Source organism: Hoeflea sp. AS60 (assembly GCF_038900115.1).
Taxonomy (GTDB): Bacteria; Pseudomonadota; Alphaproteobacteria; order Rhizobiales; family Rhizobiaceae; genus Hoeflea.
In genome coordinates this window covers 1,067,430-1,089,067 of sequence record NZ_JBBMQP010000002.1, presented here as the reverse complement: position 1 = coordinate 1,089,067, position 21,638 = coordinate 1,067,430, and the positions used below count along the sequence as shown (strand labels likewise).

General features: G+C 57.9%; 25 protein-coding genes and 1 tRNA gene. 11 read left to right on the top strand and 15 right to left on the bottom strand.

Features of this window, described 5'->3' with window-relative positions; all coding sequences use genetic code 11:
• Nucleotides 1-4: 4 nt before the first annotated feature.
• The 9 genes from WNZ14_RS15505 to WNZ14_RS15465 all read left to right on the top strand — a co-directional run bounded on the left by WNZ14_RS15505 (nucleotide 5) and on the right by WNZ14_RS15465 (nucleotide 7,547).
• Nucleotides 5-1,318: a replication-associated recombination protein A gene (locus WNZ14_RS15505; protein WP_342869539.1), complete on the top strand. Its 1,314-nt coding sequence runs from the start codon at nucleotides 5-7 to the stop codon at nucleotides 1,316-1,318.
• A gap of 6 nt (nucleotides 1,319-1,324) precedes the next feature.
• Complete coding sequence (locus tag WNZ14_RS15500) at nucleotides 1,325-2,359, top strand: 2-dehydropantoate 2-reductase (RefSeq protein ID WP_342869538.1); 1,035 nt, start codon at nucleotides 1,325-1,327, stop codon at nucleotides 2,357-2,359.
• 101 nt (nucleotides 2,360-2,460) lie between these two features.
• The gene (locus tag WNZ14_RS15495) at nucleotides 2,461-3,009 is read left to right on the top strand and encodes a flavodoxin domain-containing protein (protein ID WP_342869537.1); all 549 of its coding nucleotides are present in this window, start codon (nucleotides 2,461-2,463) and stop codon (nucleotides 3,007-3,009) included.
• Nucleotides 3,010-3,099: 90 nt separating this feature from the next.
• Nucleotides 3,100-3,474 carry a fluoride efflux transporter CrcB gene (gene crcB, locus WNZ14_RS15490; RefSeq protein ID WP_342869536.1) on the top strand — a complete coding sequence of 125 codons (375 nt, stop codon included), beginning with the start codon at nucleotides 3,100-3,102 and terminating at the stop codon, nucleotides 3,472-3,474.
• Nucleotides 3,475-3,499: 25 nt separating this feature from the next.
• On the top strand, nucleotides 3,500-4,489 hold the full coding sequence (locus tag WNZ14_RS15485) for an RluA family pseudouridine synthase (protein WP_342869535.1): 990 nt from the start codon (nucleotides 3,500-3,502) through the stop codon (nucleotides 4,487-4,489).
• On the top strand, nucleotides 4,486-5,133 hold the full coding sequence (locus tag WNZ14_RS15480; RefSeq protein WP_342869534.1) for an HAD-IA family hydrolase: 648 nt from the start codon (nucleotides 4,486-4,488) through the stop codon (nucleotides 5,131-5,133). Before WNZ14_RS15485 ends, WNZ14_RS15480 begins: the two co-directional genes overlap by 4 nt.
• Before the next feature lie 17 nt (nucleotides 5,134-5,150).
• Nucleotides 5,151-5,945, top strand: coding sequence for an ATP12 family protein (locus tag WNZ14_RS15475; RefSeq protein ID WP_342869533.1), 795 nt, complete (start codon nucleotides 5,151-5,153; stop codon nucleotides 5,943-5,945).
• A 148-nt stretch (nucleotides 5,946-6,093) separates the two neighbouring features.
• Nucleotides 6,094-6,534, top strand: a complete 441-nt coding sequence (locus tag WNZ14_RS15470; RefSeq protein ID WP_342870250.1) for a DUF1330 domain-containing protein — start codon at nucleotides 6,094-6,096, stop codon at nucleotides 6,532-6,534.
• A 134-nt stretch (nucleotides 6,535-6,668) separates the two neighbouring features.
• Nucleotides 6,669-7,547: a hypothetical protein gene (locus tag WNZ14_RS15465; RefSeq protein ID WP_342869532.1), complete on the top strand. Its 879-nt coding sequence runs from the start codon at nucleotides 6,669-6,671 to the stop codon at nucleotides 7,545-7,547.
• 200 nt (nucleotides 7,548-7,747) lie between these two features.
• On the opposite strand, the gene fghA is transcribed toward WNZ14_RS15465, so the two are convergent.
• From fghA to lipB, 4 genes are all read right to left on the bottom strand, one after another.
• Nucleotides 7,748-8,581 (bottom strand): S-formylglutathione hydrolase, encoded by an 834-nt coding sequence (gene fghA, locus WNZ14_RS15460; RefSeq protein WP_342869531.1) that lies wholly within the window; start codon nucleotides 8,579-8,581, stop codon nucleotides 7,748-7,750.
• 56 nt (nucleotides 8,582-8,637) lie between these two features.
• Nucleotides 8,638-9,747, bottom strand: a complete 1,110-nt coding sequence (locus WNZ14_RS15455) for an S-(hydroxymethyl)glutathione dehydrogenase/class III alcohol dehydrogenase (RefSeq protein ID WP_342869530.1) — start codon at nucleotides 9,745-9,747, stop codon at nucleotides 8,638-8,640.
• 83 nt (nucleotides 9,748-9,830) lie between these two features.
• Nucleotides 9,831-10,214 (bottom strand): helix-turn-helix transcriptional regulator, encoded by a 384-nt coding sequence (locus WNZ14_RS15450; protein ID WP_342869529.1) that lies wholly within the window; start codon nucleotides 10,212-10,214, stop codon nucleotides 9,831-9,833.
• A 473-nt stretch (nucleotides 10,215-10,687) separates the two neighbouring features.
• On the bottom strand, nucleotides 10,688-11,413 hold the full coding sequence (lipB, locus tag WNZ14_RS15445; protein ID WP_342869528.1) for a lipoyl(octanoyl) transferase LipB: 726 nt from the start codon (nucleotides 11,411-11,413) through the stop codon (nucleotides 10,688-10,690).
• Between the two features lie 368 nt (nucleotides 11,414-11,781).
• Here lipB and WNZ14_RS15440 point away from each other — a divergent pair.
• Nucleotides 11,782-11,868 (top strand) — tRNA-Leu (locus WNZ14_RS15440).
• A 113-nt stretch (nucleotides 11,869-11,981) separates the two neighbouring features.
• Here WNZ14_RS15440 and WNZ14_RS15435 read toward each other — a convergent pair.
• The 10 genes from WNZ14_RS15435 to WNZ14_RS15390 all read right to left on the bottom strand — a co-directional run bounded on the left by WNZ14_RS15435 (nucleotide 11,982) and on the right by WNZ14_RS15390 (nucleotide 19,552).
• Nucleotides 11,982-12,497 carry a DNA starvation/stationary phase protection protein gene (locus WNZ14_RS15435; RefSeq protein WP_342869527.1) on the bottom strand — a complete coding sequence of 172 codons (516 nt, stop codon included), beginning with the start codon at nucleotides 12,495-12,497 and terminating at the stop codon, nucleotides 11,982-11,984.
• A gap of 50 nt (nucleotides 12,498-12,547) precedes the next feature.
• Nucleotides 12,548-12,754: a hypothetical protein gene (locus WNZ14_RS15430; RefSeq protein ID WP_342869526.1), complete on the bottom strand. Its 207-nt coding sequence runs from the start codon at nucleotides 12,752-12,754 to the stop codon at nucleotides 12,548-12,550.
• Between the two features lie 57 nt (nucleotides 12,755-12,811).
• On the bottom strand, nucleotides 12,812-13,225 hold the full coding sequence (locus tag WNZ14_RS15425; RefSeq protein ID WP_342869525.1) for a hypothetical protein: 414 nt from the start codon (nucleotides 13,223-13,225) through the stop codon (nucleotides 12,812-12,814).
• Nucleotides 13,226-13,229: 4 nt separating this feature from the next.
• Nucleotides 13,230-13,559 (bottom strand): DUF883 C-terminal domain-containing protein, encoded by a 330-nt coding sequence (locus WNZ14_RS15420; RefSeq protein WP_342869524.1) that lies wholly within the window; start codon nucleotides 13,557-13,559, stop codon nucleotides 13,230-13,232.
• A 131-nt stretch (nucleotides 13,560-13,690) separates the two neighbouring features.
• Nucleotides 13,691-14,578 carry a PRC-barrel domain-containing protein gene (locus WNZ14_RS15415; protein ID WP_342869523.1) on the bottom strand — a complete coding sequence of 296 codons (888 nt, stop codon included), beginning with the start codon at nucleotides 14,576-14,578 and terminating at the stop codon, nucleotides 13,691-13,693.
• 137 nt (nucleotides 14,579-14,715) lie between these two features.
• Nucleotides 14,716-15,861, bottom strand: coding sequence for an AI-2E family transporter (locus tag WNZ14_RS15410; RefSeq protein WP_342869522.1), 1,146 nt, complete (start codon nucleotides 15,859-15,861; stop codon nucleotides 14,716-14,718).
• A 110-nt stretch (nucleotides 15,862-15,971) separates the two neighbouring features.
• On the bottom strand, nucleotides 15,972-17,657 hold the full coding sequence (locus tag WNZ14_RS15405; protein ID WP_342869521.1) for a CHASE domain-containing protein: 1,686 nt from the start codon (nucleotides 17,655-17,657) through the stop codon (nucleotides 15,972-15,974).
• A 203-nt stretch (nucleotides 17,658-17,860) separates the two neighbouring features.
• Nucleotides 17,861-18,649, bottom strand: a complete 789-nt coding sequence (locus tag WNZ14_RS15400; RefSeq protein ID WP_342869520.1) for a Crp/Fnr family transcriptional regulator — start codon at nucleotides 18,647-18,649, stop codon at nucleotides 17,861-17,863.
• Nucleotides 18,650-18,712: 63 nt separating this feature from the next.
• Complete coding sequence (locus WNZ14_RS15395; protein WP_342869519.1) at nucleotides 18,713-18,910, bottom strand: CsbD family protein; 198 nt, start codon at nucleotides 18,908-18,910, stop codon at nucleotides 18,713-18,715.
• A 111-nt stretch (nucleotides 18,911-19,021) separates the two neighbouring features.
• Complete coding sequence (locus tag WNZ14_RS15390) at nucleotides 19,022-19,552, bottom strand: pyridoxamine 5'-phosphate oxidase family protein (RefSeq protein ID WP_342869518.1); 531 nt, start codon at nucleotides 19,550-19,552, stop codon at nucleotides 19,022-19,024.
• A gap of 343 nt (nucleotides 19,553-19,895) precedes the next feature.
• Here WNZ14_RS15390 and WNZ14_RS15385 point away from each other — a divergent pair, with 343 nt between their 5' ends.
• On the top strand, nucleotides 19,896-21,146 hold the full coding sequence (locus tag WNZ14_RS15385; RefSeq protein ID WP_342869517.1) for a DUF2254 domain-containing protein: 1,251 nt from the start codon (nucleotides 19,896-19,898) through the stop codon (nucleotides 21,144-21,146).
• A gap of 22 nt (nucleotides 21,147-21,168) precedes the next feature.
• On the opposite strand, the gene WNZ14_RS15380 is transcribed toward WNZ14_RS15385, so the two are convergent.
• Nucleotides 21,169-21,504 (bottom strand): hypothetical protein, encoded by a 336-nt coding sequence (locus WNZ14_RS15380; RefSeq protein WP_342869516.1) that lies wholly within the window; start codon nucleotides 21,502-21,504, stop codon nucleotides 21,169-21,171.
• Nucleotides 21,505-21,638 lie beyond the last annotated feature (134 nt).

Below are 21,638 nucleotides of genomic sequence, written 5' to 3'. Positions count from 1 at the left end.
GGCAATGAGCGATCTGTTTGCCACGCCCGGAGCTGCGCTGAGCGGCCATCGCCCGCTCGCCGACCGGTTGCGGCCCGCCACACTTGCCGAGGTCACCGGTCAGCCGCACTTGACCGGCGAGGATGGCGTTATAACCCGGATGATCGCGTCGGGAAGTCTGGGCTCGATGATCTTCTGGGGCCCGCCGGGCACCGGCAAGACCACTGTCGCGCGGTTGCTGGCAGGCGAGACAGAACTGGCATTCGATCAGATCTCGGCAATCTTCTCCGGAGTGGCCGATCTCAAGAAGGTTTTCGAGACGGCGCGTGCCCGGCGCATGGGCGGCCGCCAGACGCTGCTGTTCGTGGACGAGATCCACCGCTTCAACCGCGCCCAGCAGGACAGTTTCCTGCCGGTGATGGAGGATGGCACCATCGTGCTGGTCGGCGCCACCACGGAGAACCCGTCGTTTGAACTCAACGCCGCGCTTTTGTCGCGCGCGCGGGTTCTGACCTTCAAACCCCATGATCAGGACAGTCTGGAAAGCCTGCTGGTGCGTGCGGAGGAGGAGACCGGCAAGCCATTGCCCTTGCAGCCCGAGGCCCGGTTGAGCCTGCTTGGCATGGCAGATGGAGATGGCCGGGCCGTGCTGACGCTCGCCGAGGAGGTCTGGCGCGCAGCCCGCGAGGGTGAAATGTTTGACACCGATGCCCTGGTGAAGGTCGTCCAGCGCCGGGCCCCGGTCTATGACAAGGGCCAGGACGGCCATTACAATCTGATCTCTGCCCTGCACAAGTCCGTACGTGGCTCCGATCCTGATGCGGCGCTGTACTATCTCTGCCGCATGCTCGACGCCGGCGAGGATCCGCTGTTCTTGTGCCGGAGGCTGGTCCGTATGGCGTCCGAAGAAATTGCCATGGCTGACCCGCAGGCGCTTGTCATCGCCAATGCCGCCAAGGATGCCTATGATTTTCTGGGGTCGCCCGAGGGTGAGCTGGCTCTGGCCCATGCCTGCGTCTATCTGGCCACGGCCCCCAAATCCAACGCGGTGTACGTTGCCTACAAAGCTGCCATGCGTGCTGCCAAGGAGGGCGGGTCGCTGCTGCCGCCCAAGCACATTCTCAATGCGCCGACCAAGCTGATGAAGGCCGAGGGTTACAATGAAGGCTACCGCTACGATCATGACGAGCCGGATGCCTTCTCAGGCCAGGATTATTTCCCCGAAAGCATGGGCCGCAAGACTTTCTATGATCCGCCCGAACGCGGGTTTGAGCGCGACATCCGCAAGCGTCTCGATTTCTGGTCGAGGCTTAGAAAAGAGCGCGGCGGCAAGGGGTAGGGCGTCGTGAACAGCACGGACACCAATCGGGCCACCACAATCGGCATCATGGGCGCCGGGGCAATCGGGCTGTATGTCGGCGGCATGCTGGCGCAGGCCAGCGCGCGAGTGGTCTTTGCAGCCCGTGGACGCACATTGGAAGCGCTCCGCCGCGGGCTGGCGGTCTCACGCTATGACGGCTTCAAGGCCGAATTGAAGCCTGAGCACTATTCTGCAGGCGGCGCGGACGGTTTGGCAGACTGCGACGTGGTGCTGTTCTGCACCAAATCCGGCGACACCGAGAGCGCGGCGCTTGAGCTCGTCAAAACTCTCAAACCCGGCGCCACGGTCATCAGCCTGCAAAACGGCATCGGCAATGTCGATCTGCTCAAATCGCTGTTGCCAATGCATGAGGTCGTGGCCGGCACCGTGCCTTTTAATGTCGTGCGCCTGTCGCCCAATGCCGTGCATTGCTCGATGGAAGGCAAGGTGCTGATCGGCCCGTCAGATGCCTCCAGCAAACTGGTCGATCGCGCGCGCGCCTCCCGTCTGAAGATCGAAGTTCATGACAATCTGGATGCCCTGCAATGGGGCAAGCTCATGCTCAACCTCAACAACGGGCTCAATGTATTGAGCGGCCTGCCGCTGCGTGAGCAGTTCGAGGATCCGGGTTATCGCGCAGTCCTTGCCATGGCCATGGACGAACTGCTGCAGGCGCTCGATGCCGCAGGCATCACTGCAATCGGCGCCACCCGCACCAATCCGCGCCTGATCCCGAAAGTCCTGCGCCTGCCGACCTGGCTGTTCCGGCTCGCAGCGCGCCAGCAGTTGAAAATGGATGACACGGCCCGGTCCTCGTCGTGGGATGACCTGAAAGCGGGCGGGGAGCCTGAGACACGGTTTCTCAATGGCGCTGTCTGTTCGCTGGCTGAAGCGCATGGCCGCACCGCTCCGGTCAACCAGCTCATCTGTCGTCTGGTGGATGAGGCCTTTGCGGCCAAGACATCTCCGCACCTGTCCGGCGGTGAACTTCTGGCGCTGGCACTCAGTGCCGTTGCTTAGGCCGAGAGGCCGGTTCAATTCCACCGTTGTTTGACTGGCGTCAATGCCGGTCGCCCCAGAGAGCTGCATGCTGAACTCCATTGTTCAAGGAGGATTCGCATATGACGGTTCTGGTTCTTTACGCATCGATTGAAGGGCACACGCGCAAGATTGCCGAACATGCGGCTGCGAAGCTCGAGCAAGCGGGGCAGGGTGTGATACTGACCGATATTCGTGAGCCCGGCTTTGCCATTCCGGGCCGCGTTGATGGTGTGCTGCTTTGTGCGCCAATTCATATCGGGCGCTACCCCTCTCCGGTGGCCCAGTTCCTGATCGACTGGAAGGCGGCTCTCGCTCAGGTTCCCACGGCATTGATTTCGGTTTCACTCGGCATTCACAGCGAAAACGCCGAGGAACGAGAGGAGGCGCAAGCCTATCCGGCGAAGCTCGAGAAGAAGACCGGGTTTCATATTCCCAAGGTCCACCATGCTGCCGGCGCGCTCAAATATCTCGAGTATGACTTCTTCAAGCGTGCACTGATGCGCCACATCGCGGCCAAGGAAGGCGGGTCAGTCGACACCAGTCGGGATCATGAGTTCACAGACTGGGTGGCGCTGGACGCCTTTGTGCAGTCCTTTGCCGACGATGTCGCCCTGGCCGGAAAGCCCTGACATGCGTCGGTTCCATTGCCGTCTGAGATAAGTGCGCGCCGGTGCGCCGAACGGCTTTATCGGTAGCCGGTTTTCGGCTAAGCAGCAGGGATGAATGCGCTGGTTCTCGTTTTTGTCGGTGGTGGTCTTGGCGCCGTGTCGCGCCATATCACTGCAATGGCGGTGGTGCGTGCCTTGGGCACCGCATTTCCATGGGGCACGATGGTGGTCAACATCGTCGGATCGCTGGTGATGGGGCTGTTGATTGCCTGGCTTGCGCGCCGATCATCGGGTGACGCCGACCTTCGGCTACTGCTTGCAACCGGTTTTTTGGGCGGTTTTACCACATTTTCGGCGTTTTCGCTTGATGCGGTGACGCTTTACGAGCGCGGCGCGTTGACGGCGGCGGCTGCCTATGTGATTGCCAGCGTCACAGTTTCCATTCTGGCGTTGTTTGGCGGGCTCTGGCTGGCGCGCCAGCTCTGATGCGCAGATCAAAGAGATAATCGATATGGCGGGCGTACAGCTCATACAGGTGGATCCGGACGAAGCGGGCATGCGGCTCGATCGCTGGTTCAAGGTGCATTTTCCAGGTCTCGGTTTCGGGCCGCTGCAAAAGTTGCTGAGATCCGGCCAGGTCCGCGTTGATGGCGGGCGGGTCAAATCCGATGCAAGGGTGCAGCCCGGGCAAACCGTGCGCGTTCCGCCTCTGGATGTCGACGAGAAAGCCACCGGCCCGCTGACCGCCAAGACCATGCGCGGCAGCAATGATCATGAAGTGCTGAGCCAGATGCTGCTGCATGAAGATGCAAAGGTGTTGGTGTTCAACAAGCCTGCCGGCCTTGCCGTTCAGGGCGGCTCCGGCGTTACCCGCAATGTCGACGAGATGCTTGAGGCCTGGCGCAACAAGAAGGGCGAGAAGCCGAGGCTTGTGCACCGGCTGGATCGCGATACTGCGGGTGTTCTGGTGGTGGCGCGCACCCGTGGTGCGGCGCAGGCACTGACGGCGGCTTTCCGTGAGCGCACGACCAAGAAGACCTACTGGGCGCTGGTCAAGGGCGTGCCGCGCATCAAGGAAGGCAAGATCTCCACCTGGCTGATCAAGGAAGCAACCGATGATGGCGACCGCATGCGCGTTGCCAAGCACGGCGAGCAGGGCGCTGATCATGCCGTGTCCTACTATCGCATTATCGACCAGGCCGCCCAGAACCTGGCCTGGCTGGAGTTCGAGCCCTATACAGGCCGTACCCATCAGCTTCGCGTCCATGCGCTGCATCTGGGTCATCCGATCATTGGTGATCCCAAATATTTCGAGTTCGACAAGAACTGGGAATTCCCAAGCGGGATGCAGAACCGGCTGCATCTGCTCGCGCGCCACATCTCCATTCCCCATCCCGACGGCGGCCGGCTCTCGGTCACGGCACCGTTGCCTCCGCACATGGTGCAAAGCTGGAATTTGCTCGGGTTTGACGAAGTGACTGGCGGGGAGCCAGAGGAATGAAGCTCGCCCTGTTTGATTGCGACGGCACAATTGTCGACAGCGCTGCGATCATCCATGCCTGCATGGAACGCACGTTTGATGATTTTTCCGTTGCGCGGCCTGAGTTTGCTCTCACCAAATCGATCATCGGACTGACGCTTGATATTGCCATTGCCCGCATGCTCGACCGCGCTGTGGACGATGAAATTGCCGCCATGACCGCCCGCTACAAGGAGCACTTCATGCTCTACCGCCAAGAGGGTGGCGCACTTGAACCAGCCTATGATGGCCTGCTGCCGCTGATTGCGGCCCTTGCCGCCCGTGACGATGTGATCCTCGGTGTGGTCACAGGCAAATCGCGCCGCGGTCTTGACGCCATTCTGGCCCATCACGATCTGACAAAGGTTTTCTTCACCACCCGCACGGCTGATGATTGTCCGTCCAAGCCGCATCCAGCGATGGTGCTGGAATGCTGCGCGGAAGCAGGCATTGATCCCAAAAGCACCACAGTTATCGGCGATGCTGTTTATGACGTGCAGATGGCGGTCAGCGCCGGCGCTAAAGCGGTTGGCGTGTCTTGGGGCTATGGTTCTGTGGACGCGCTCAGGGCGTCAGGTGCGGCCCATGTGGTCAATCACGCCGACGAAATTGCCACGCTCATCTGACGACAGGAGACGTTCTCATGCGCGACATACTTAGCGATCTTGATCTGGGAGAGAAAGACGAGAAGCTTTCCGATCCCGTCCGCGAAGTCCAGATCGGCTTGCGCAAGCAACTGCCCAAGCGCTTCTACAAGGAGGCCACTGCCGTCTCCGGTGACGATGGTGACTTTGTCGTGGCCCTTGATGGAAAGCCGATCCGGACCCCATCACGCAAGCCGCTCGGCGTAGCCCATCATAAACTGGCCGAAGCAATTGCCGCTGAATGGCAGGCACAGCACGACAAGATCGACCCGGCCACCATGCCGTTGACCCGTATGGTCAACACGGCGATCGATGGAGTTGCGGAAGCGCAGGAAGAGGTTTTCGAGGAAATCCTTCGTTATGGCGGTTCCGACCTGATCTGCTATCGCGCCAGCGCGCCCGAAGCCCTGGTCTCGCGTGAAAGCGAAATTTGGGATCCCTATCTTGATTGGGCATCCAGCATGGGTGCACGGCTGGTGCTGTCAGAAGGCATTGTCCATGTCGAACAACCTCCCGAGGCGATCCGCGCCATTGCAGCTCTGCTTCGCCGCTACGCCACGCCTCTGCAACTCACTGCGCTTCATACGCTCACGTCGCTCACAGGCTCATTGATCCTGGCATTGGCGTTGGCCGAGGGACAGGGCGAGCCCACAGAGATCTGGGATGCCGCCCATGTCGACGAGGATTTCAATGTCGCGCAATGGGGTGAAGACCACGACGCCGCCGAACGTCGCGCCAAGCGCCTCATCGATTTTGAGGCGGCCCATCTGATCCTGTCAGCGCACCGGTCCTGAGACTGAGCGCAGGATTGACGCCGCGCCTGGTTTTGCGGGCAGCTGCTAAGATCGGCTCGGACGTCCTCTGGACATTCGTGCCGGGCCTTGCTCTTTTTGTGCGAAGGATCCGTGTGGCTGGAGGAATGACAGAGTGAATGAAGATGCGTTGAACGGTTTTGTTGATCCGACCAAAGAGGCGTTTGCGCTTTTTCGCGAGATGGACGGACCGGGACCGGTCCACATGCTCAATCTGGTGAAGTTCCGTGAACAGGCCGTCTATGATGATGGGACGGTCGCGACCGGAGCGGAGGCTTATGCAAGCTATGGCCGCGAGAGCGGGCCGGTTTTCAAACGTCTGGGAGGACGGCAGGTCTGGGTGGGAACTCCCAAACTCATGCTGATTGGCCCGGAGAGCGAGGCCTGGGATATAGCCTTCATTGCGGAGTATCCCGACAAGGATGCGTTTGTCGCCATGCTGCGTGATCCGGACTACCGTAAGGCCGTTCGCCATCGCCAGGCGGCGGTAGCCGATTCGCGTCTGATCCGGATGCAGCCGAAAAGACCTGGCGCCGATTTTGGCTCCTTTGGCCGGGATGAAGCTTCATAATCAGGGGTTCTATCCGCTTCGGTCCAGCTGGTTTCCATGGATCTCACCCGGTCGAATTTCAGTGCTCTTAACCGTGCGCTAACTATAAAATGCAATTTTCCGGTAAGTGGAATCGCCCCTTCCGGAGTATTTGCATGCTGCAAGACAATCGAAATCCTTTGCGTTTCTTGCGCGCTATGCTTCTGGTCATTGTTGCTGCCGGTCTTTCGGCATGCGCTGGCAGGCCCAAACCACTTGCTCCGACCACGCCTTTCACTGTTACCGAAGTCCGGGTCATGGCCAGCAGCGTTCAGGATTTGGGTTTTGCCGGCCGTCTACAAGCGCGGTTGGAGGCGAGTGTAGGCAGGACCACCTCCGATGTCGGGCAGACATCGGCGCTCAGAATTGTGGTGCAGGGACTTCAGGAAGAGCCGTCGCCGGTCAATCTCTTCGGAGGTACGGCCCAAAATGTCAGCCTGGATTTGTCGCTTGTCGATTCAAGAACCGGTCAGCTGCTTCGCACGCAGGTCCTGCGCGCAACGTCTTCGGATCTGAATGGAAGCGGCGCTGACGCCATGCTGATCGCCATGCTGACCGATGATATTCGTGCCCTTCTTGGGCTTTCTGGCTACACCCCGTATCCAGTCAGTGGCGCCAAGCGGGATGTTGTATGGCCGCGTGGCAATCCCGATGGCTTCGATGCCAATGATGAGGCGATGCGTTCGGCTGATCCCTTGCTGAACGGAACGGTGACCCCGACGACAGTCAATCTCGATGTGGAAACGGATACCGGCCCGGTCATTGATGTCTCAAAGCCTTTGCTTGGCGAAAACCCAACCGCAAAACCAACAGTGCCGGCTGTGTCCGTACCTGCTGTGCCAATGACGTCGCCGGCGCTGGTCAAGGTGCCGAACAGCCTCAAGATCCCGGCTCCTGAACCTCGCATGGTCACGACGACAGAGGATGCCGGTTCCTCCGACGAACCCTGCATCATCACGCTCGACAATGATTGCAGCGATCCCGATAGTCGGTAACAGGTCCGCCGTGTTCAAGACTGCCTCAGATCAGGACCGGTAGGTCGCAACACGCGCCAGTCGCTCTCATTCGAATAATTTAGAATAATATAAAACACTAAATAACAAAAACTTACACAAGTTTTCTTGTGTATCGCATTAACTCCGAGCGCAGTGGAACATGGTCTTGCTGCGCCAAACCACGGTCAGCTTTCACTTGATTATCCTAGCCGTTTGGCGTGCCAGGCGAGATGATCGTCCATGAAGGTCGATATGAAATTGTAGGAATGATCATAGCCTTCCTGCATCCGCAAGGTCAGGGCGATGTCAGTTCCCTTGCACACTTCCTCAAGAAGCCAGGGGCGCAGGCCGTTGTCGAGGAAACCGTCTGCCGTTCCCTGGTCCACCAGGAATTCGGGGAAGCGGGCGCCGTCTTCAATCAACTGCGTGGCGTCGTAACGCCGCCAGTTGGTCTCGTCGGGCCCCAGATATTTTTCAAGCGCCGGTCGCGACCAGTCCGCCGTTGACGGCTGGACGATCGGTGCAAAGGCCGAACAGCTCTTGAATCTGTCCGGATGCTTGAGCGCCAATGTCAGCGCGCCGTGGCCACCCATCGAGTGCCCCATGATTCCCTGACGCCCCATGTCAGCTGCGAAATGCCCCCCGACACGCTCGGAAAGTTCGTTGAGGATGTGGGTTTCCATGTTGTAGTGCTGCGACCAGGGCGATTTTGTCGCGTCGAGGTAAAAGCCTGCGCCCTTGCCGAATTGCCAGTTGTCCGGTTCATCGGGCACGTGATCGCCGCGCGGACTGGTATCCGGGCAGACGATGATCAGGCCAAGCTCTGCCGCCATCCGCCGGTACTCGCCCTTGTCCATGACGTTGGCATGGGTGCAGGTCAGTCCCGACAGATACCAGACCACCGGACATAGCTGTTCCTTGGTCTGGATCGGCCGGAACACCGAAAATGTCATCTCGCAGCCGCAGGCGTCCGAGTCCATTGTGTAGACGCCCTGGCGTCCGCCATGAACCTTGGCTTCAGAGATGATCTTCATCGGTGTGTCTTCCGGTCTTGTATGTGTGATGGCGACAGTGGTCTGGCGGCTGCCGGTCAGTAGACGACGACGCTGCGGATGCTCTCGCCCCTGTGCATCAGGTCGAAGGCTTCATTGATGCCCTCAAGCCCCATGGTGTGGGTGATCATCGGGTCAATCTCGATCTTGCCTTCCATGTACCACTCGACAATCTTCGGCACATCGGTGCGTCCACGCGCGCCGCCAAAAGCAGTTCCGCGCCAGGACCGGCCGGTCACGAGCTGGAAAGGACGGGTGGAGATTTCCTGGCCGGCACCGGCGACGCCGATGATGATCGATTCACCCCAACCCTTGTGGGCGCATTCGAGTGCGGTGCGCATCACCTTGGTGTTGCCGGTGGCATCGAATGTGTAATCGGCACCGCCCTTGGTTAGGTCCACGAGGTAGGGCACCAGATCGCCTTCGACTTCGTTCGGATTGACGAAATGGGTCATGCCGAAGCGCTTGGCCATCTCGACCTTGGACGAATTGATGTCGACACCGACGATCATGTCGGCGCCGGCGAGCCGCAGGCCCTGCAGCACGTTCAGACCGATGCCTCCGAGACCGAACACGATGGCCGTGGAGCCGATTTCAACCTTGGCGGTGTTGATCACCGCACCGATACCTGTGGTCACGCCACAGCCGATGTAGCAGACCTTGTCGAAAGGCGCGTCCGGGTTGATCTTGGCCAGTGCGATTTCAGGCAGCACGGTGAAATTGGCGAATGTCGAGCAGCCCATATAGTGAAAGATCGGCTTGCCATTGAGCGAGAACCGCGATGTGCCGTCCGGCATAAGGCCCGCACCTTGCGTGGTGCGGATCGATTGGCACAGGTTGGTTTTCGGATTGAGGCAGTATTCACACTCGCGGCATTCCGGCGTGTAGAGCGGAATGACGTGATCGCCTTTTTTCAGCGATGTGACGCCGGGGCCGACATCGACCACGATGCCCGCGCCTTCATGGCCGAGAATGGCAGGGAATATGCCTTCCGGATCAGCGCCTGAACGGGTGAACTCATCAGTGTGGCAGATGCCTGTGGCCTTGATTTCGACCAGCACTTCGCCCGCACGCGGGCCGTCCAGCTGAACAGTGGTGATTTCCAGCGGTTTCCCTGCTTCAAAAGCGACAGCTGCGCGTACGTCCATTCCCATGCTCCCGGATAATGTGTGATGAATTGAGCCGACCCTGCCAGAGCGGCAAAGGCGGCTCAACCCTGATTTTCATGCATCTAGTCGTTTGCCGCCCGAGTCAATGTCACAAGTCGGCTTTCCAGTGTTTCAACACATGTGGTGATCTGCAGGGCAAGTTCACGCAATCGGTTGATTTCTCCTGACATTTCATCCACGGCGATGGATATGCCAGGTGCCTGGGGAGCTTCGCCGACGCCGCTGATCAACCAGGCCGGCGATACGCCGAGAACGCCCGCAAGCGTCATGATCTTGTTGGCGCGCGGTTCGGAGCGATCAGACTCCCACTCTCCCAGTGTCTCATCCGTCACGCCGATCCGGGAGGCCGCTTCTTCCAGTGTAAGACCTGCGAGATCGCGTGCGCGGGTAATCCTGCCACCCAGCGTATCTCCATCATCATAGGCTTCCGCGGTCATGTCGTTCATCAATGTCGTCCCTTTGATTTTTGAGAGCGGGCAGCCGGAGTGCGCAGGTAGATGCGCGGGCGGCAATTCCCGTCCCGAATGTGAAGCCTATGCACGGACCATGTCGTTCCTGTGAACTGTCGGTCGTTCGACATGCATCGGCGTGTCATAAGTGGTGATCCATCGCCGACAATCAGTATTGCGACGCCCCTGGATCATATCTCACTGTGACGTGAAGGCCGGATCTATGAAATCGGGGTCGTTTTTGCGTCCCGGCCTGTCTATTATCGGCGATTGTACACACGCAGTCCAGTGCGTTGAGCCGCATTCCTTCATAAAAGGGTGACGCTGATGCTGCACTTTTCAAGGGCTTAGGCCGGAGCAAGCTGGGTATGCCTGACCATATGAGAGCCTTGAGATGCGATAGCTCAGCCAAAATTTGACACCTATCCGTTGCACCAGCATCAGCCGAAGGTGTGCAGCCCCATCATGGTTCAGTTCTGGCGGTCATCCCGGGTCGGTCCGAAAACCATCTCGAACGCGTCGCGCAACCTGATGTCTGCCTCATGCATCGGGATCGGCAGCCCGAGATCAACCAGGCTTGTCACGCCGTGCGCCCGCACGCCGCAGGGCACGATTCCGGAGAAATGCTCGAGCTCGGGATCGATGTTGATGGCAAGCCCGTGGTAGCTTACCCATTTGCGCAAGCGGATGCCGATCGCCGCGATCTTGTCCTCAGCCATTGATCCATCCGCCAGCCGCGGCTTGTCTGGACGGCGTACCCAGACCCCAACCCGGTCCTCACGCCGTTCGCCGGTGACATTCATGCTCTCCAGAGTACCGATGATGACGGCCTCCATTGCCGAGACAAAGGCGCGCACATCCTGCCGTCGCCGCTTGAGGTCGATCATGACGTAAGCCACCCGCTGACCAGGCCCGTGATAGGTGTATTCCCCGCCGCGACCGGTCGCGTGGACCTCGAACCGGTCCGGCGCGACGAGATCTTCCGCCTTGGCGCTGGTGCCGGCTGTATAGAGCGGAGGGTGCTCGACAAGCCAGACGAGTTCATCGGCATCACCAGCTGCGATGCGCTCGGCTTCCATTTCCATCAACGCCACGGCGTCGGGGTAGGGGGTCAGTCCCTCCGATATCCGCCATCTGACTGGCGGGTGTCCGGGCTGAGCGAAAAACCGGGTCTCAAGTGTGTCGCGTGATCTCATCGCCACTCTCTAGATCCGTTCGGATCCAAATGGAACAGGCATGATGATCCGGCGCGGTTACCGTTGTTTTTATCGATGGTTTTTTCAGATGGGGTAGGCCGGGAATCAGTCCTTCTGAACTTCCCCTTTGGTGCCAATCCGGGTGTAGCCGGCAGGCATTGCGGCGATCGGGCCGCCACCTTGCATCGCAGCTTGGCGCCGTGACCGCGGAAATCGAAAAAATACGCCACCGAAAACGGTGTTTTCGCCTTGAATTGGCAGATTTTCCAGGTGTGCAGATTGCATGTGGTTTTTGTGACGAATGCGCTTGTGCTGCCCAATCCCATTTGCTACATGCAGCGCGCCGACAGGTTTCGGCTCTACCACGTGCGGTCGTGGCGGAATTGGTAGACGCGCAGCGTTGAGGTCGCTGTGGGGTTAAACCCGTGGAAGTTCGAGTCTTCTCGACCGCACCAACAATCACCCGCTTCGGCGGGTTTTTTTGTGCCTTCGTGTTTGCGCCATGAAAAAAGGACAGAGGCCGTTTGAATGGCCGTCTGTCCTTGAGTGTTTACGCCAATACGTTGAATTACTTGGCGATCACTGCGCGAAGCATCCACAGCGCCTTCTCGTGGAAGGTGAGGCGTGCGGTCAGCATATCTTCGGTGACAACGTCATCATTGTCGCCTGCAGTGCCGGCAGCCTTGCGCATGTCACGCACGGCATGCTCATGATCCTTGATCAAGTCGGCAACCATGTCGTGGGCTGATGACTGGTCAACGTCAGATTTCGACGGCGCAAAAGTCTTGGCCATATCGAGGTTGACGGGCGCAAGATGACCCAGAGCGCGGATGCGTTCGGCAATGATGTCTGTCGCGCCGAACAGAGCATTATAGTGCTCTTCGGTCAGTTCATGGATCGGCTTGAAGATCGGGCCGACAACGTTCCAGTGATAGATGTGGCTCTTGATCGTCAGACGGTAAGTTGCCGCCAGGATCTCCGAGAGATCCTTCGACATGCTTGTCCGGTAATCGGCCTTCAGGCCGGTGTGGATCTGGTCGTTCGATGCCTCGGGTGCAAGGCTTGCGATAGCTGATTTAGCCATGATGTTTTTCCTTTCTGAGGGTTTCGATATGTCTTTAAGGTGTGGCCGGGTTAGCCGACTAGCGCATTCTCAGGCGAAACATGCTGCACTGCAGGCGTGTTTGCTCCAATGACATCCGGCTGTGGTTCCTCGGCGACTACGCCCCAAAGCACAAAGCCGGCAAACACGGCGAGGACCAGACTGATCGCAAGGATTACAAGCACTGGCTTGCCTTGGCGGGCCTGGCGGACGCTGATCGGATCATTTGGTTTGTTCATGTCGATGCTCCTAATTCTGATCTCTGTGAATGGTGCTGGCGCTGCAATGCATGCCGGTCAGTCCCGACCCGAGCGCACCATGGAGCCGACGACTGCACCGATGACGAGCCCTGCAATGATCGCGGAGGTCTTGTTCTGGGCGATAAGGCTTGAAGCTGACGTCACTGCCAGTGTCGATGCATTGCGCGCCATCGCCACCCCCATACGGCGCCTTGACCTCCGGCGAAGCAGAGAACGGATTGCAACCGCAAACAGAGCCAACACAATCGCCAAGCCGGCTGCGGCCAGCAAACCGTTCATCAGGCCGTAAGTTTCGGCCACGTAGAGCGCAAATGCGGCGAACAGCGCTGCGGTTGCCATCAAGGCCATCAGGCATACGAAACCGAACAGCATGGCGTCGCGGCGCAATTGCCGTGCTTTTGCCCCGGCATAGGCCGAAACTATGGAGGTCAGGGGGAAGGCAGAAAACATGTTCTTAGCGGCGCATCAGAAGTGCTGCAAAGAAGCCGGCAGCGACGGCGATGCCGATGGCCTGAAGCGGGTTATCGCGAACTTTCGTGCTGACCTGTTTTTCAGTTCGTGAGTAGTGATCGGCCAGATCTGCAACGATCTTCTCACCGCTCTTGAGCAAATCCTCGACCTTGTTTTCGGCAGCTTCGCGAGCAACACCGGATTTGACCGCGCCGGCGCCTGCAAGTGCTTCGCCCAAGGCTGCAAGATCTTCGCGGATACGTGCGGCACGTTCGGCAATATCGTCGACAACCGGGTTGACATTTGAACGTGTGGATTTGCTGCTATCAGCCATTTGAGAACTCTCCTGTTGTGATTTCAGGGATTCAACGCGTCTCGTCTGGGAAGGTTCCGTTGAATGCAAAAAAAAGGCCGCCGGTCTTTTCCGGCGGCCTTTCAGTCGAAAAGACTAGTGTTCAGACTTGTTTAGCCAGCCGGAACAACGAGGATCACGCTGTCGCGCTCGGCTTCCCAGTTTTCCTTCGAGTATTCCTTCTGGGCTTCAAGCTGTGCCTGGGTGAACGGCGTGAAGATCGTCAGTTCGCCGTCGGCATCGGCGCGGATGTCGAGGTTTTCAGGCGAAATGGCAACCTGCTTTTCACCCATACCCAGGAAGCCACCAACGTCGAGGATGAAGCCTTCAACCTTGTTGTCAGCTGTGAGCAAAACGTCGCCAACTTCACCAATATTTTCGTCATTGGCGCTGTAGACAGTGCGACCGATCAGGTTGTCAGCGCTGAGGTCTGCAGCAGCAACCTGGGTCATCGACGAACGGTCGATGCTGGTTGTCTTGTTTTCAGCTGTGTCGACTGCGCTTGTGCCGTTTTCGACCTTCATGGCGGTCTTGTCTTCAGCCGTCATGGTGTTGTCGGTTGCAGTGCGATCAGCATAGAGCGCGTTGCGATCAAACGCTGGCGCTGCTTCCAGCTGCTCGCGTGTCATGTTGGCAACCAGCCAGCGATCATTGTCACGCTCGACCCAATCAATGGTGTCATAGCTGACAGATACGTCCTTCTCGCCGATACCGAGAAAGCCGCCGACGCCGACAATGACAGCAGCCACTTCGCCTTCAGGCGTAATGACGATGTCGTTAATGTCGCCGATCATTTCGGCATCCTCTGCCGAGGACCCATACACGGACGAACCGATCAGCTTGCTGGCGAGATTGTCGCCGGTGTGGACCTGTACGTTTACGTCCGTCGTCGCGACGGTCTCGGAGGTGGCATTGGTGGTGGTTGCGGTTTCATTTGCCGCCATCGCAGACGTGGTAACCATTGTCGCGAGAGCAGTACTGGCCAAAAGCATCTTAAACATGATAATTTCCTCTTTGCATCGAAAGGTGCCCGCTGGGCTGGACCGTGTGTGAGAGCGCTGGACCGGCCCGGCGGCGTTTACAGGGATTAAACGTCGGGCCCTGTTCATTGTTCCCTACAGCATCAATTTTTTTTGAGCTATTTTTGATCGGCCTGTGAAGTGGCGGCCTGTGACTTGCCTGCCTGTGACTTGCCTGCCTGTGACTTGGCGGCTTGAATCGGAAAGGCGTTTCGGATCACCGAATAGCAGATGAGCAGAAACGGCACCGCAAGCAGGCCACCGATGGGGCCCCATATCCAGATCCAGAATGCCAGCGACAGAAAAACAAAAAACGGATTGAGCGTCACCGAACGACCGATCACCTGAGGCGTAACAAACTGGGCTTCGATCACGTTGAGCGTGAGAAATGCAGCAGCCGGCAGGAAGATGGCTGGGGGCGAGTCCCAGGTCGCCAGGCCGACGCCAAGCAGAATGACTGCCATCGCCGCGGGGCCGATATAGACAATGTAATTCAGAATAAAGGCCAGCATTCCCCAAAGCAGCGGCTGTGGCACGCCAAGCAACCACATTGCCAGGGCTGTCGCCGCACCGAGCGCTGCGTTGATCACGGTGATGGACAGCAAATACCTCGAGACGAACCATTCGGCGTCGCGGAACATGCGAGCGGTTCTGATCCTCGAGCGGCGGCTGAAGCAGAGCGACAGCACGCTTGTGCGAATGGAATGGCGTGTTGCCAGAAAGAAGTACAGGCTGGCCAGGTACAGAAGGATCTGTGCCATCAGCGCCGGTGCCAGTGTCGCGATTTCCTGCACTGTTGATGTATCAGCAATATCGACCGTCATCTGGGCTTTTCCGCCCGCAATTGTCCGGATCTGTTCCTGCACGCCGCCCAGAGTGTCAAACACATTGCGCCAGTTGATCAGGTGACGCTGCAACTCATGCCAGATCTCCGGCAAACGGTCGGTCCATATCGACAGCGGCATTGAAAAAAGCGCCACTGCGGAGCCGATCAACGCAAGGAAAAGGATGACAACAATTGCAGCCGCCAATCCGGCAGGTATGAATCGCTCAAGCGCCGATGCAACCGGCGATGCCATCAATCCGGTGACGACTGCCAGGCAGACCGGGGCCAAGAACGGTTGCCCGAAGTCAAGGGCAGCGAAGAGTGCCACCAGACCTGTGATGATGATGGCAATTCTGGCAGTAGACTGCAGACCGGCATCCATGCCGGACTTTGCAGCTATGCGTACAACCGGCGGCTCCATCCGATAAAGACGACTCATATACAATCCCCCGTAAACACGGACAATGCCGGGCGCGGCCATTCGTTCCCGCTTGGGCTGATTGTGCTGGATCGAATGACCTGAGCCGGATCAGGTCCGTTCAAAGGCGATCAACGCTGGGCGTGACTATCTTTCCCGGCTCCAGGCTTGGTGGGCTGATGATCTGCCATCACCCGCTTGGAAGGCACCTTGATGGTGACGTCGATCCCGTACTCGTCCGGAATGATGATGATCGAACCGCCGAGCTCTGCGCGCATGGTGGCGTCCAGGAGCTTGGTGCCAAAGCCGCCCTTTCGGGCAAGTGCATTCGAATTCTGCTCATCAAGTGGCGTCTTGCTCCTCTCCTGCCAGGAAAAGACCAGGAACTCTTCTTTTTGGGAACCCGGTTCAAACCGCCACCAAATATCGAGTTTTCCGTCGTCGGACTGCGCCGAACCATATTTGAGAGCATTGGTGGCCAGTTCGTGAAAGGCCAGACCAAAAGCCTGGACCGCGACCTCGTTCAGCTCAACGCTCGGACCCTTCAGGGTGCTTTCATCAAAATCATTTCCGAACAGCTGCTGGAGTTCCTGAACGAGCAGTGTCTTCAGGTCAGCACTTTTCCATGAAGTCCGCGCCAGCAGGTCCTGGGACGCAGCCATGGCTTGAAGCCGGGCGCCGAAGGATTGTGTGAAATCGCTGAGGCTATCGGCCGATCGCGCGGTTTGCCGCGACATCGCCAGCACGCGGGCAATCATGTTCTTGATCCGGTGCTTCATTTCCTGAAGCAGGAATTCACGATCACTCAAGGCCCGCTCGGATTGCAGCCGCAACGCCTCGCCGACCTCGATGGTGCGTTGCTGAGCGCGCGATGATGCGGCCAGGGCGGCGGCCAGCAAAAGGCTAGCTATAGCCAGCATGATGGTTCTGGTCTGGTCTACCGGCGGGGCATAGTTTTTCGAAGCCCTGATTTCGACATTCCATGTGTTACCCGCCACTTCAATCGACTTCACCACAGGAGTCCTGGCGTCCATGCGGTCACTGGGCTGACCTTCGGACCTGTAGATCAAGCTGGTATCTGACGGTTCCCCATCCCAGGCTACTATATGAATCGGAAGCGTAGGTGGGCGGTTAAGGGCGGACTCAAAAAGGCTGGGAATGCGGAATGGCGCAAAGATGAAACCCAGTGGCTGGTCGGATTTGGAGGTGAAAACCGGAATGTACATAAGGAAGCCGGCTTGCGGATCCTGGGCATTCTCAGTGACGAGCTCTACCCTTCCAGAAGAACGCAACCGTTTTTCGGAATGCGCGGAAAGGATCGCCGCGCGTCGCACGGGCTCGGAATACATGTCAAAGCCAAGCGCCGCGCGTTTGCCTTCATCTTCCGGCTCAAGCATGATGATAGGTGTGCGGAAAGCCTCGCTGGTTTCGGGCCAGGGTAAACGCGACAAGCCATAGTTGTTTCTCAGCGCGGCAGAAATGGCGGCATCGGATTCTGCACCAGACGGAACGTAACGTGCGAAGCCCAGTCCGCGAACGCCGTTGAATTGTTCGGTTTTTTTCAGATAGCTGACAAAGACCTTGAATTCTTCGATACTCGGGACTTCATTTGTGGCCTGAAACAGAGCCTCAACCGACTTGATCATCAGCATATGGCTTTCAAGACGGTCACCCACCCGCTGGATCGCGTCTTCAGCGATGCCGACGAAGGCCAGCCGGTTGGCCTGCTCAATCGTGTACCAGGAGGCCACCGCCGTCAGCATGCCGACAAGGGTGACTACTACGAAAACCAGAACTGGCTGCAGCCGGTAAAACAAGGGCAGGTGCTTTCTAATGGGTGTGTCCTCAACCCGCTAAGCGGTTTGTGCGGTTGTTGCAAGATTGTCGAGGCCATGCCGGCTAATATGTAGCCTGGTCAGGCGGTTTCAAACAATATCACGCACCGCGGGCCGCGCTGCTCCAAGTGATGTACCCTAAGCATTTGAAAGGCCGCGTCTATTAAGCAGGTTAAGTTCCGGTATCAGGTCTTGACCATTCCCTTGCCGCCACCCAAGGGGTCAGTCTCGGGCGAAAATTCCATCAGAAAGCGTTCGTCGAAATCTGCGAAACTGATTGATCGCGAGGCCTGGGGGAAGGTCACCGCGCCTTTTTCGATCCTGATGAGGTTTTCCTTGCTCAGTCGGCTAAGCGAGCGATTGACATGAACCGTGGACAGACCCATGCAGTCGCCAATCTGCTCCTGGGTCAGTTCAAGTTCAAAGCCTTTGGCGTTGGCCAGCCCGACCTGCTCCAGCCGGACCCAGAGTTCGAGCAGGAAATGCAGGATCCTCTGCGCTGCGGTGCGTGCACCCAGGGAAACCTTGTGTTCGGCCAGAATGTTCGAGTGACGCACCGACATCCAGTCGAGACCTGAAGCAAGCACGGGAAAGCGCCGGTGGATCTCGAGAAGGCGGACCGGTTCGATCAAGGCCAACGAGCTGTTGGTGAGCGCTGCCGCAGAGAAAATCGCGGTATGGCTGAAATTCACATGCAGCCCGATAAAATCGCCGGGCAGGGACACGCCGATGATGAGACGGCGTCCTGCCGGCGTAATCCGGTACCTGATCACCCAGCCGCGCCGGACAAGAAAAGTCACGCGCATCGGTTCGCCGTCATGGATGAATTCATCCCCTTTGCCGATGGCAGCCTGGTTGACTTGCATGGTCTCTAGATAATCAACCTCTTCGGAGGTGAGAAGCACAGACCGTCCAAGTCGGCGGACAAGCGGGCTTGCATTTTGGGGGATGGCACTCTGGTTCTTGGATGGCATGTACCGACCTTCACGAAAAAAAGGCCCGGCAACCAAATTGCCGGGCCTTTGAACTTTATGTGATTAGTGGCGTCCGAGCCAGTCGTCGATTTCGCTCTCTGCTTCGTCGCGTGTCTTGCCATAACGCGCCTGGATCTTGCCGGCCAGTTCTTCGCGGTTTCCTTCGATCACATCGAGGTCGTCGTTGGTAAGTTTGCCCCACTGGGCCTGTGCCTTACCTTTGTATTCATTCCATTTGCCTTCAACAATATCCCAATTCATATCTTGTCTCCTTTGTTCAACAAATCTGGTGGCCGACTTGGTCCGTGCCGTGCCAGCCTGTTTTTAAAACGCCCTAGCGGATGTTCGGTTCCACATGTGCGGCGTTTTTTGTTATTCGGCAGCCTGCTGTGCGGTGGCGGGAAACACGATGTGCGCTTTTTCGCCTACATTCGGCTCATTGTCCGTCAAGTTGGCCTTGGCAATTTCCCAGGCAAACTTGATCGCGCTGCCCGACGAAGCCCATACATCAGCCTCTGCAGCATCAAAGCGCAACATGATCATGTTCGCATCTTCCTTGCCGTCTTCAAACCAAGCGGCAACTGCCGGAGACCAGAACTTGTCGACGACGGAGCGGTCGGTTTCTTCGCTCATCGTGCCTGAAATGCAGGCATGATAGTCGTGATCCGGACTGATGGCGCAGATGCGTGCGCGGCTGGGTTTATGTTTGGCGATATTCGAGCCCATATCAGAATCCCGCTTGGCGTAGAACCAGATGCCACGTCTGTCTTCGTCAACCTGAGGCGCCATTGGCTGCATCGAGTGCGCAGTCTGATCGAGACCGACCATCACCGCATGGGTGTCGTCGAGAACATCAAAAAGCTGCCCGATGGGTTCGTGCCGTGTCTTGTTAAGATCTGTCATGAGAAAACCCTTTCGTTGTTTCTATGGGGCCAACGCATGAAGCGGGCGCAGGTTCCTGCCTTTTCGGGTCGAATAAGCCCTGATTGTCTGTAATTGGGCAACAAGCGGATAGCTGAGCGTCAGGCCGCTTGTTCGCCAGTGATAGAGAAAGCCCCCGATTCCCGGCACAGGTTGCCTTCTATTGGGCGTTTCCCGTGTTTTGAGTCATTGATGCATGGACGGTTGGCATCGGATTGCGTATTTCTACAGTAACTCTGCGCCGCACGGGCCGCCAATGCCCCGGTTCGGTCAGCTAAGTCGTTTGCGCCGGTTCACCTGTCCGGTCAGGTCCAAGGATAGTTCAATGAAATTGTGGTCGATTGTAACGCTCAACGGCCTGCTGGGCGTTCCAGGCGCGCTAGCCATTTTTCTCTGGCTGCTTGCTGTCCCGCTGGTCTGGGTGGATGCGAATTTCAATATTGTCGGCGACCCGCTGCCTTTTTGGCTCGCCATTTCGACTGATACTGCGCGATCTCTCTTGTCCACGATTGCCACGGCAGCCATCACCACCTTGAGTATGGTCTATTCCATCATGCTGGTGGTTTTCACGCTTGCCGCCGGCAACATTGCACCTCGTTTGCTGCAGCGTTTCTCGCGCGATCGCGTCAACCAGATAACTGCGGGCCTTCTGGGTGGCACGTTCCTTTACTCCTTATCGGTTCTGAGAGCGACGGGCCCTAATCTGCATCCGGAATTCTCGATCGCCACGGCGTTCATCCTGGCGGCAATTTCGGTGCTGCAGGTCATCAATTTCGTTCACGCCGTATCGCGCAGCGTGACGATCGACGCCGAAGTGGCCAAGATTTCTGAGCAGCTGGAAAATCAGGTCAACGCTTTGGTGGTCGAAACCGATGCGGACAACGAGGATTTCGATGAAGACAAACTTGAATGTGTGCTGAAGGCCCAGCAGTCTGGATATGTCACGATGCTCGATGAGGCGTCGCTGATTCAGCTCGCCAAGGAGCATGACACTGCAATTGCAGTAAAGGTCGCACCAGGAGACTTCGTTCTCGCCGGGCAAACCCTCGCGGTCACGGGGTTTGATCAGAACGATAAGAAAGCCTTGGGCGTCGTCACCGAGGCAATCATCCTGCAAGCCTATAGAGGGGCAGTGGACGACATCCGGTTCTCTATTCGCATTCTGCTGGAGATCGCGCTGCGCGCTCTTTCGCCGGGCGTGAACGACAGTTTCACCGCTGTCGCCTGCGCGGACCGGATTGCCGCAGCACTGGTCAAGCCTGTTTCGGAGGGGTTGCGTGGGGATGTGCGATCGGATGATGACGGCACACCGCGCCTGAAGGTGCCCGGTTTATCACTCGGGGATCTGTTGAACATGACACTTCACCCGCTTCGCCAAGCGGCCCGCGGAAACATTCTTATGCTCGATCATCTCGGGGTTGTTCTCAATTCACTCTATACAATCGCCGGACCTGAAGCGAAGGAGCTGATCCGTGCCCATGGGAAGGGATTGCTTGAGACTGCGGGCGCTGGAGATCCGATCGGATCGGATCTCGACTTCTTGCGCAAGCGACTGGTTTTCGACATCGATGATTGACCCGCCAATGCCGAGGATGGTGTCAGTGGACGTTGTTTTCTGTAGTGGCAAATTCGGCGCTTGCCAAAGACTGAATGTCCATTGAAGGATTGATCACTTCCAGAGCGACCTCGATGCCGTTGGCTTTCGTCACGTCCCAGACGATTTCAACATCTTCGTAAACCAGCGCCGGATCAATCTCGACGCATTTGCCGAATGGTTTCATCTGGCCTGAAGGCATCATCCGAACGGCTGGGTTAAGCTCGGTTTCGCATTGCTCTACAGTTTCGTACGCTTCCGCCGGAGCAGGGTACTCTCTGCATGTCTGCAAATCATCGCTGCAGGCGATCAACAACATGAATGCGGCAATGTGTTCCATGACACTTCTCCTTTGGCTTAACAACGCCAAGGCATCGCGTAAGTTCCACGCAAGCGAATCAACGAAATTGAAAAAGTTAAGAATTTGATAAAGCTGACAATGCAAAGTCTGCATTTCAGGGCGTTGCCGATCGC

Coding starts and splice junctions, on each gene's coding strand:
- crcB (WP_342869536.1), top strand. CDS start 3,100: ATGAATGCGCTGGTTCTCGTTTTTGTCGGTGGTGGTCTTGGCGCCGTG.
- WNZ14_RS15415 (WP_342869523.1), bottom strand. CDS start 14,578: ATGTTTAAGATGCTTTTGGCCAGTACTGCTCTCGCGACAATGGTTACC.
- WNZ14_RS15495 (WP_342869537.1), top strand. CDS start 2,461: ATGACGGTTCTGGTTCTTTACGCATCGATTGAAGGGCACACGCGCAAG.
- WNZ14_RS15465 (WP_342869532.1), top strand. CDS start 6,669: ATGCTGCAAGACAATCGAAATCCTTTGCGTTTCTTGCGCGCTATGCTT.
- fghA (WP_342869531.1), bottom strand. CDS start 8,581: ATGAAGATCATCTCTGAAGCCAAGGTTCATGGCGGACGCCAGGGCGTC.
- WNZ14_RS15450 (WP_342869529.1), bottom strand. CDS start 10,214: ATGAACGACATGACCGCGGAAGCCTATGATGATGGAGATACGCTGGGT.
- WNZ14_RS15505 (WP_342869539.1), top strand. CDS start 5: ATGAGCGATCTGTTTGCCACGCCCGGAGCTGCGCTGAGCGGCCATCGC.
- WNZ14_RS15380 (WP_342869516.1), bottom strand. CDS start 21,504: ATGGAACACATTGCCGCATTCATGTTGTTGATCGCCTGCAGCGATGAT.
- WNZ14_RS15390 (WP_342869518.1), bottom strand. CDS start 19,552: ATGACAGATCTTAACAAGACACGGCACGAACCCATCGGGCAGCTTTTT.
- WNZ14_RS15410 (WP_342869522.1), bottom strand. CDS start 15,861: ATGAGTCGTCTTTATCGGATGGAGCCGCCGGTTGTACGCATAGCTGCA.
- WNZ14_RS15420 (WP_342869524.1), bottom strand. CDS start 13,559: ATGGCTGATAGCAGCAAATCCACACGTTCAAATGTCAACCCGGTTGTC.
- WNZ14_RS15385 (WP_342869517.1), top strand. CDS start 19,896: ATGAAATTGTGGTCGATTGTAACGCTCAACGGCCTGCTGGGCGTTCCA.
- WNZ14_RS15485 (WP_342869535.1), top strand. CDS start 3,500: ATGGCGGGCGTACAGCTCATACAGGTGGATCCGGACGAAGCGGGCATG.
- WNZ14_RS15395 (WP_342869519.1), bottom strand. CDS start 18,910: ATGAATTGGGATATTGTTGAAGGCAAATGGAATGAATACAAAGGTAAG.
- WNZ14_RS15475 (WP_342869533.1), top strand. CDS start 5,151: ATGCGCGACATACTTAGCGATCTTGATCTGGGAGAGAAAGACGAGAAG.
- WNZ14_RS15455 (WP_342869530.1), bottom strand. CDS start 9,747: ATGGACGTACGCGCAGCTGTCGCTTTTGAAGCAGGGAAACCGCTGGAA.
- WNZ14_RS15425 (WP_342869525.1), bottom strand. CDS start 13,225: ATGTTTTCTGCCTTCCCCCTGACCTCCATAGTTTCGGCCTATGCCGGG.
- WNZ14_RS15430 (WP_342869526.1), bottom strand. CDS start 12,754: ATGAACAAACCAAATGATCCGATCAGCGTCCGCCAGGCCCGCCAAGGC.
- WNZ14_RS15435 (WP_342869527.1), bottom strand. CDS start 12,497: ATGGCTAAATCAGCTATCGCAAGCCTTGCACCCGAGGCATCGAACGAC.
- WNZ14_RS15480 (WP_342869534.1), top strand. CDS start 4,486: ATGAAGCTCGCCCTGTTTGATTGCGACGGCACAATTGTCGACAGCGCT.
- lipB (WP_342869528.1), bottom strand. CDS start 11,413: ATGAGATCACGCGACACACTTGAGACCCGGTTTTTCGCTCAGCCCGGA.
- WNZ14_RS15400 (WP_342869520.1), bottom strand. CDS start 18,649: ATGCCATCCAAGAACCAGAGTGCCATCCCCCAAAATGCAAGCCCGCTT.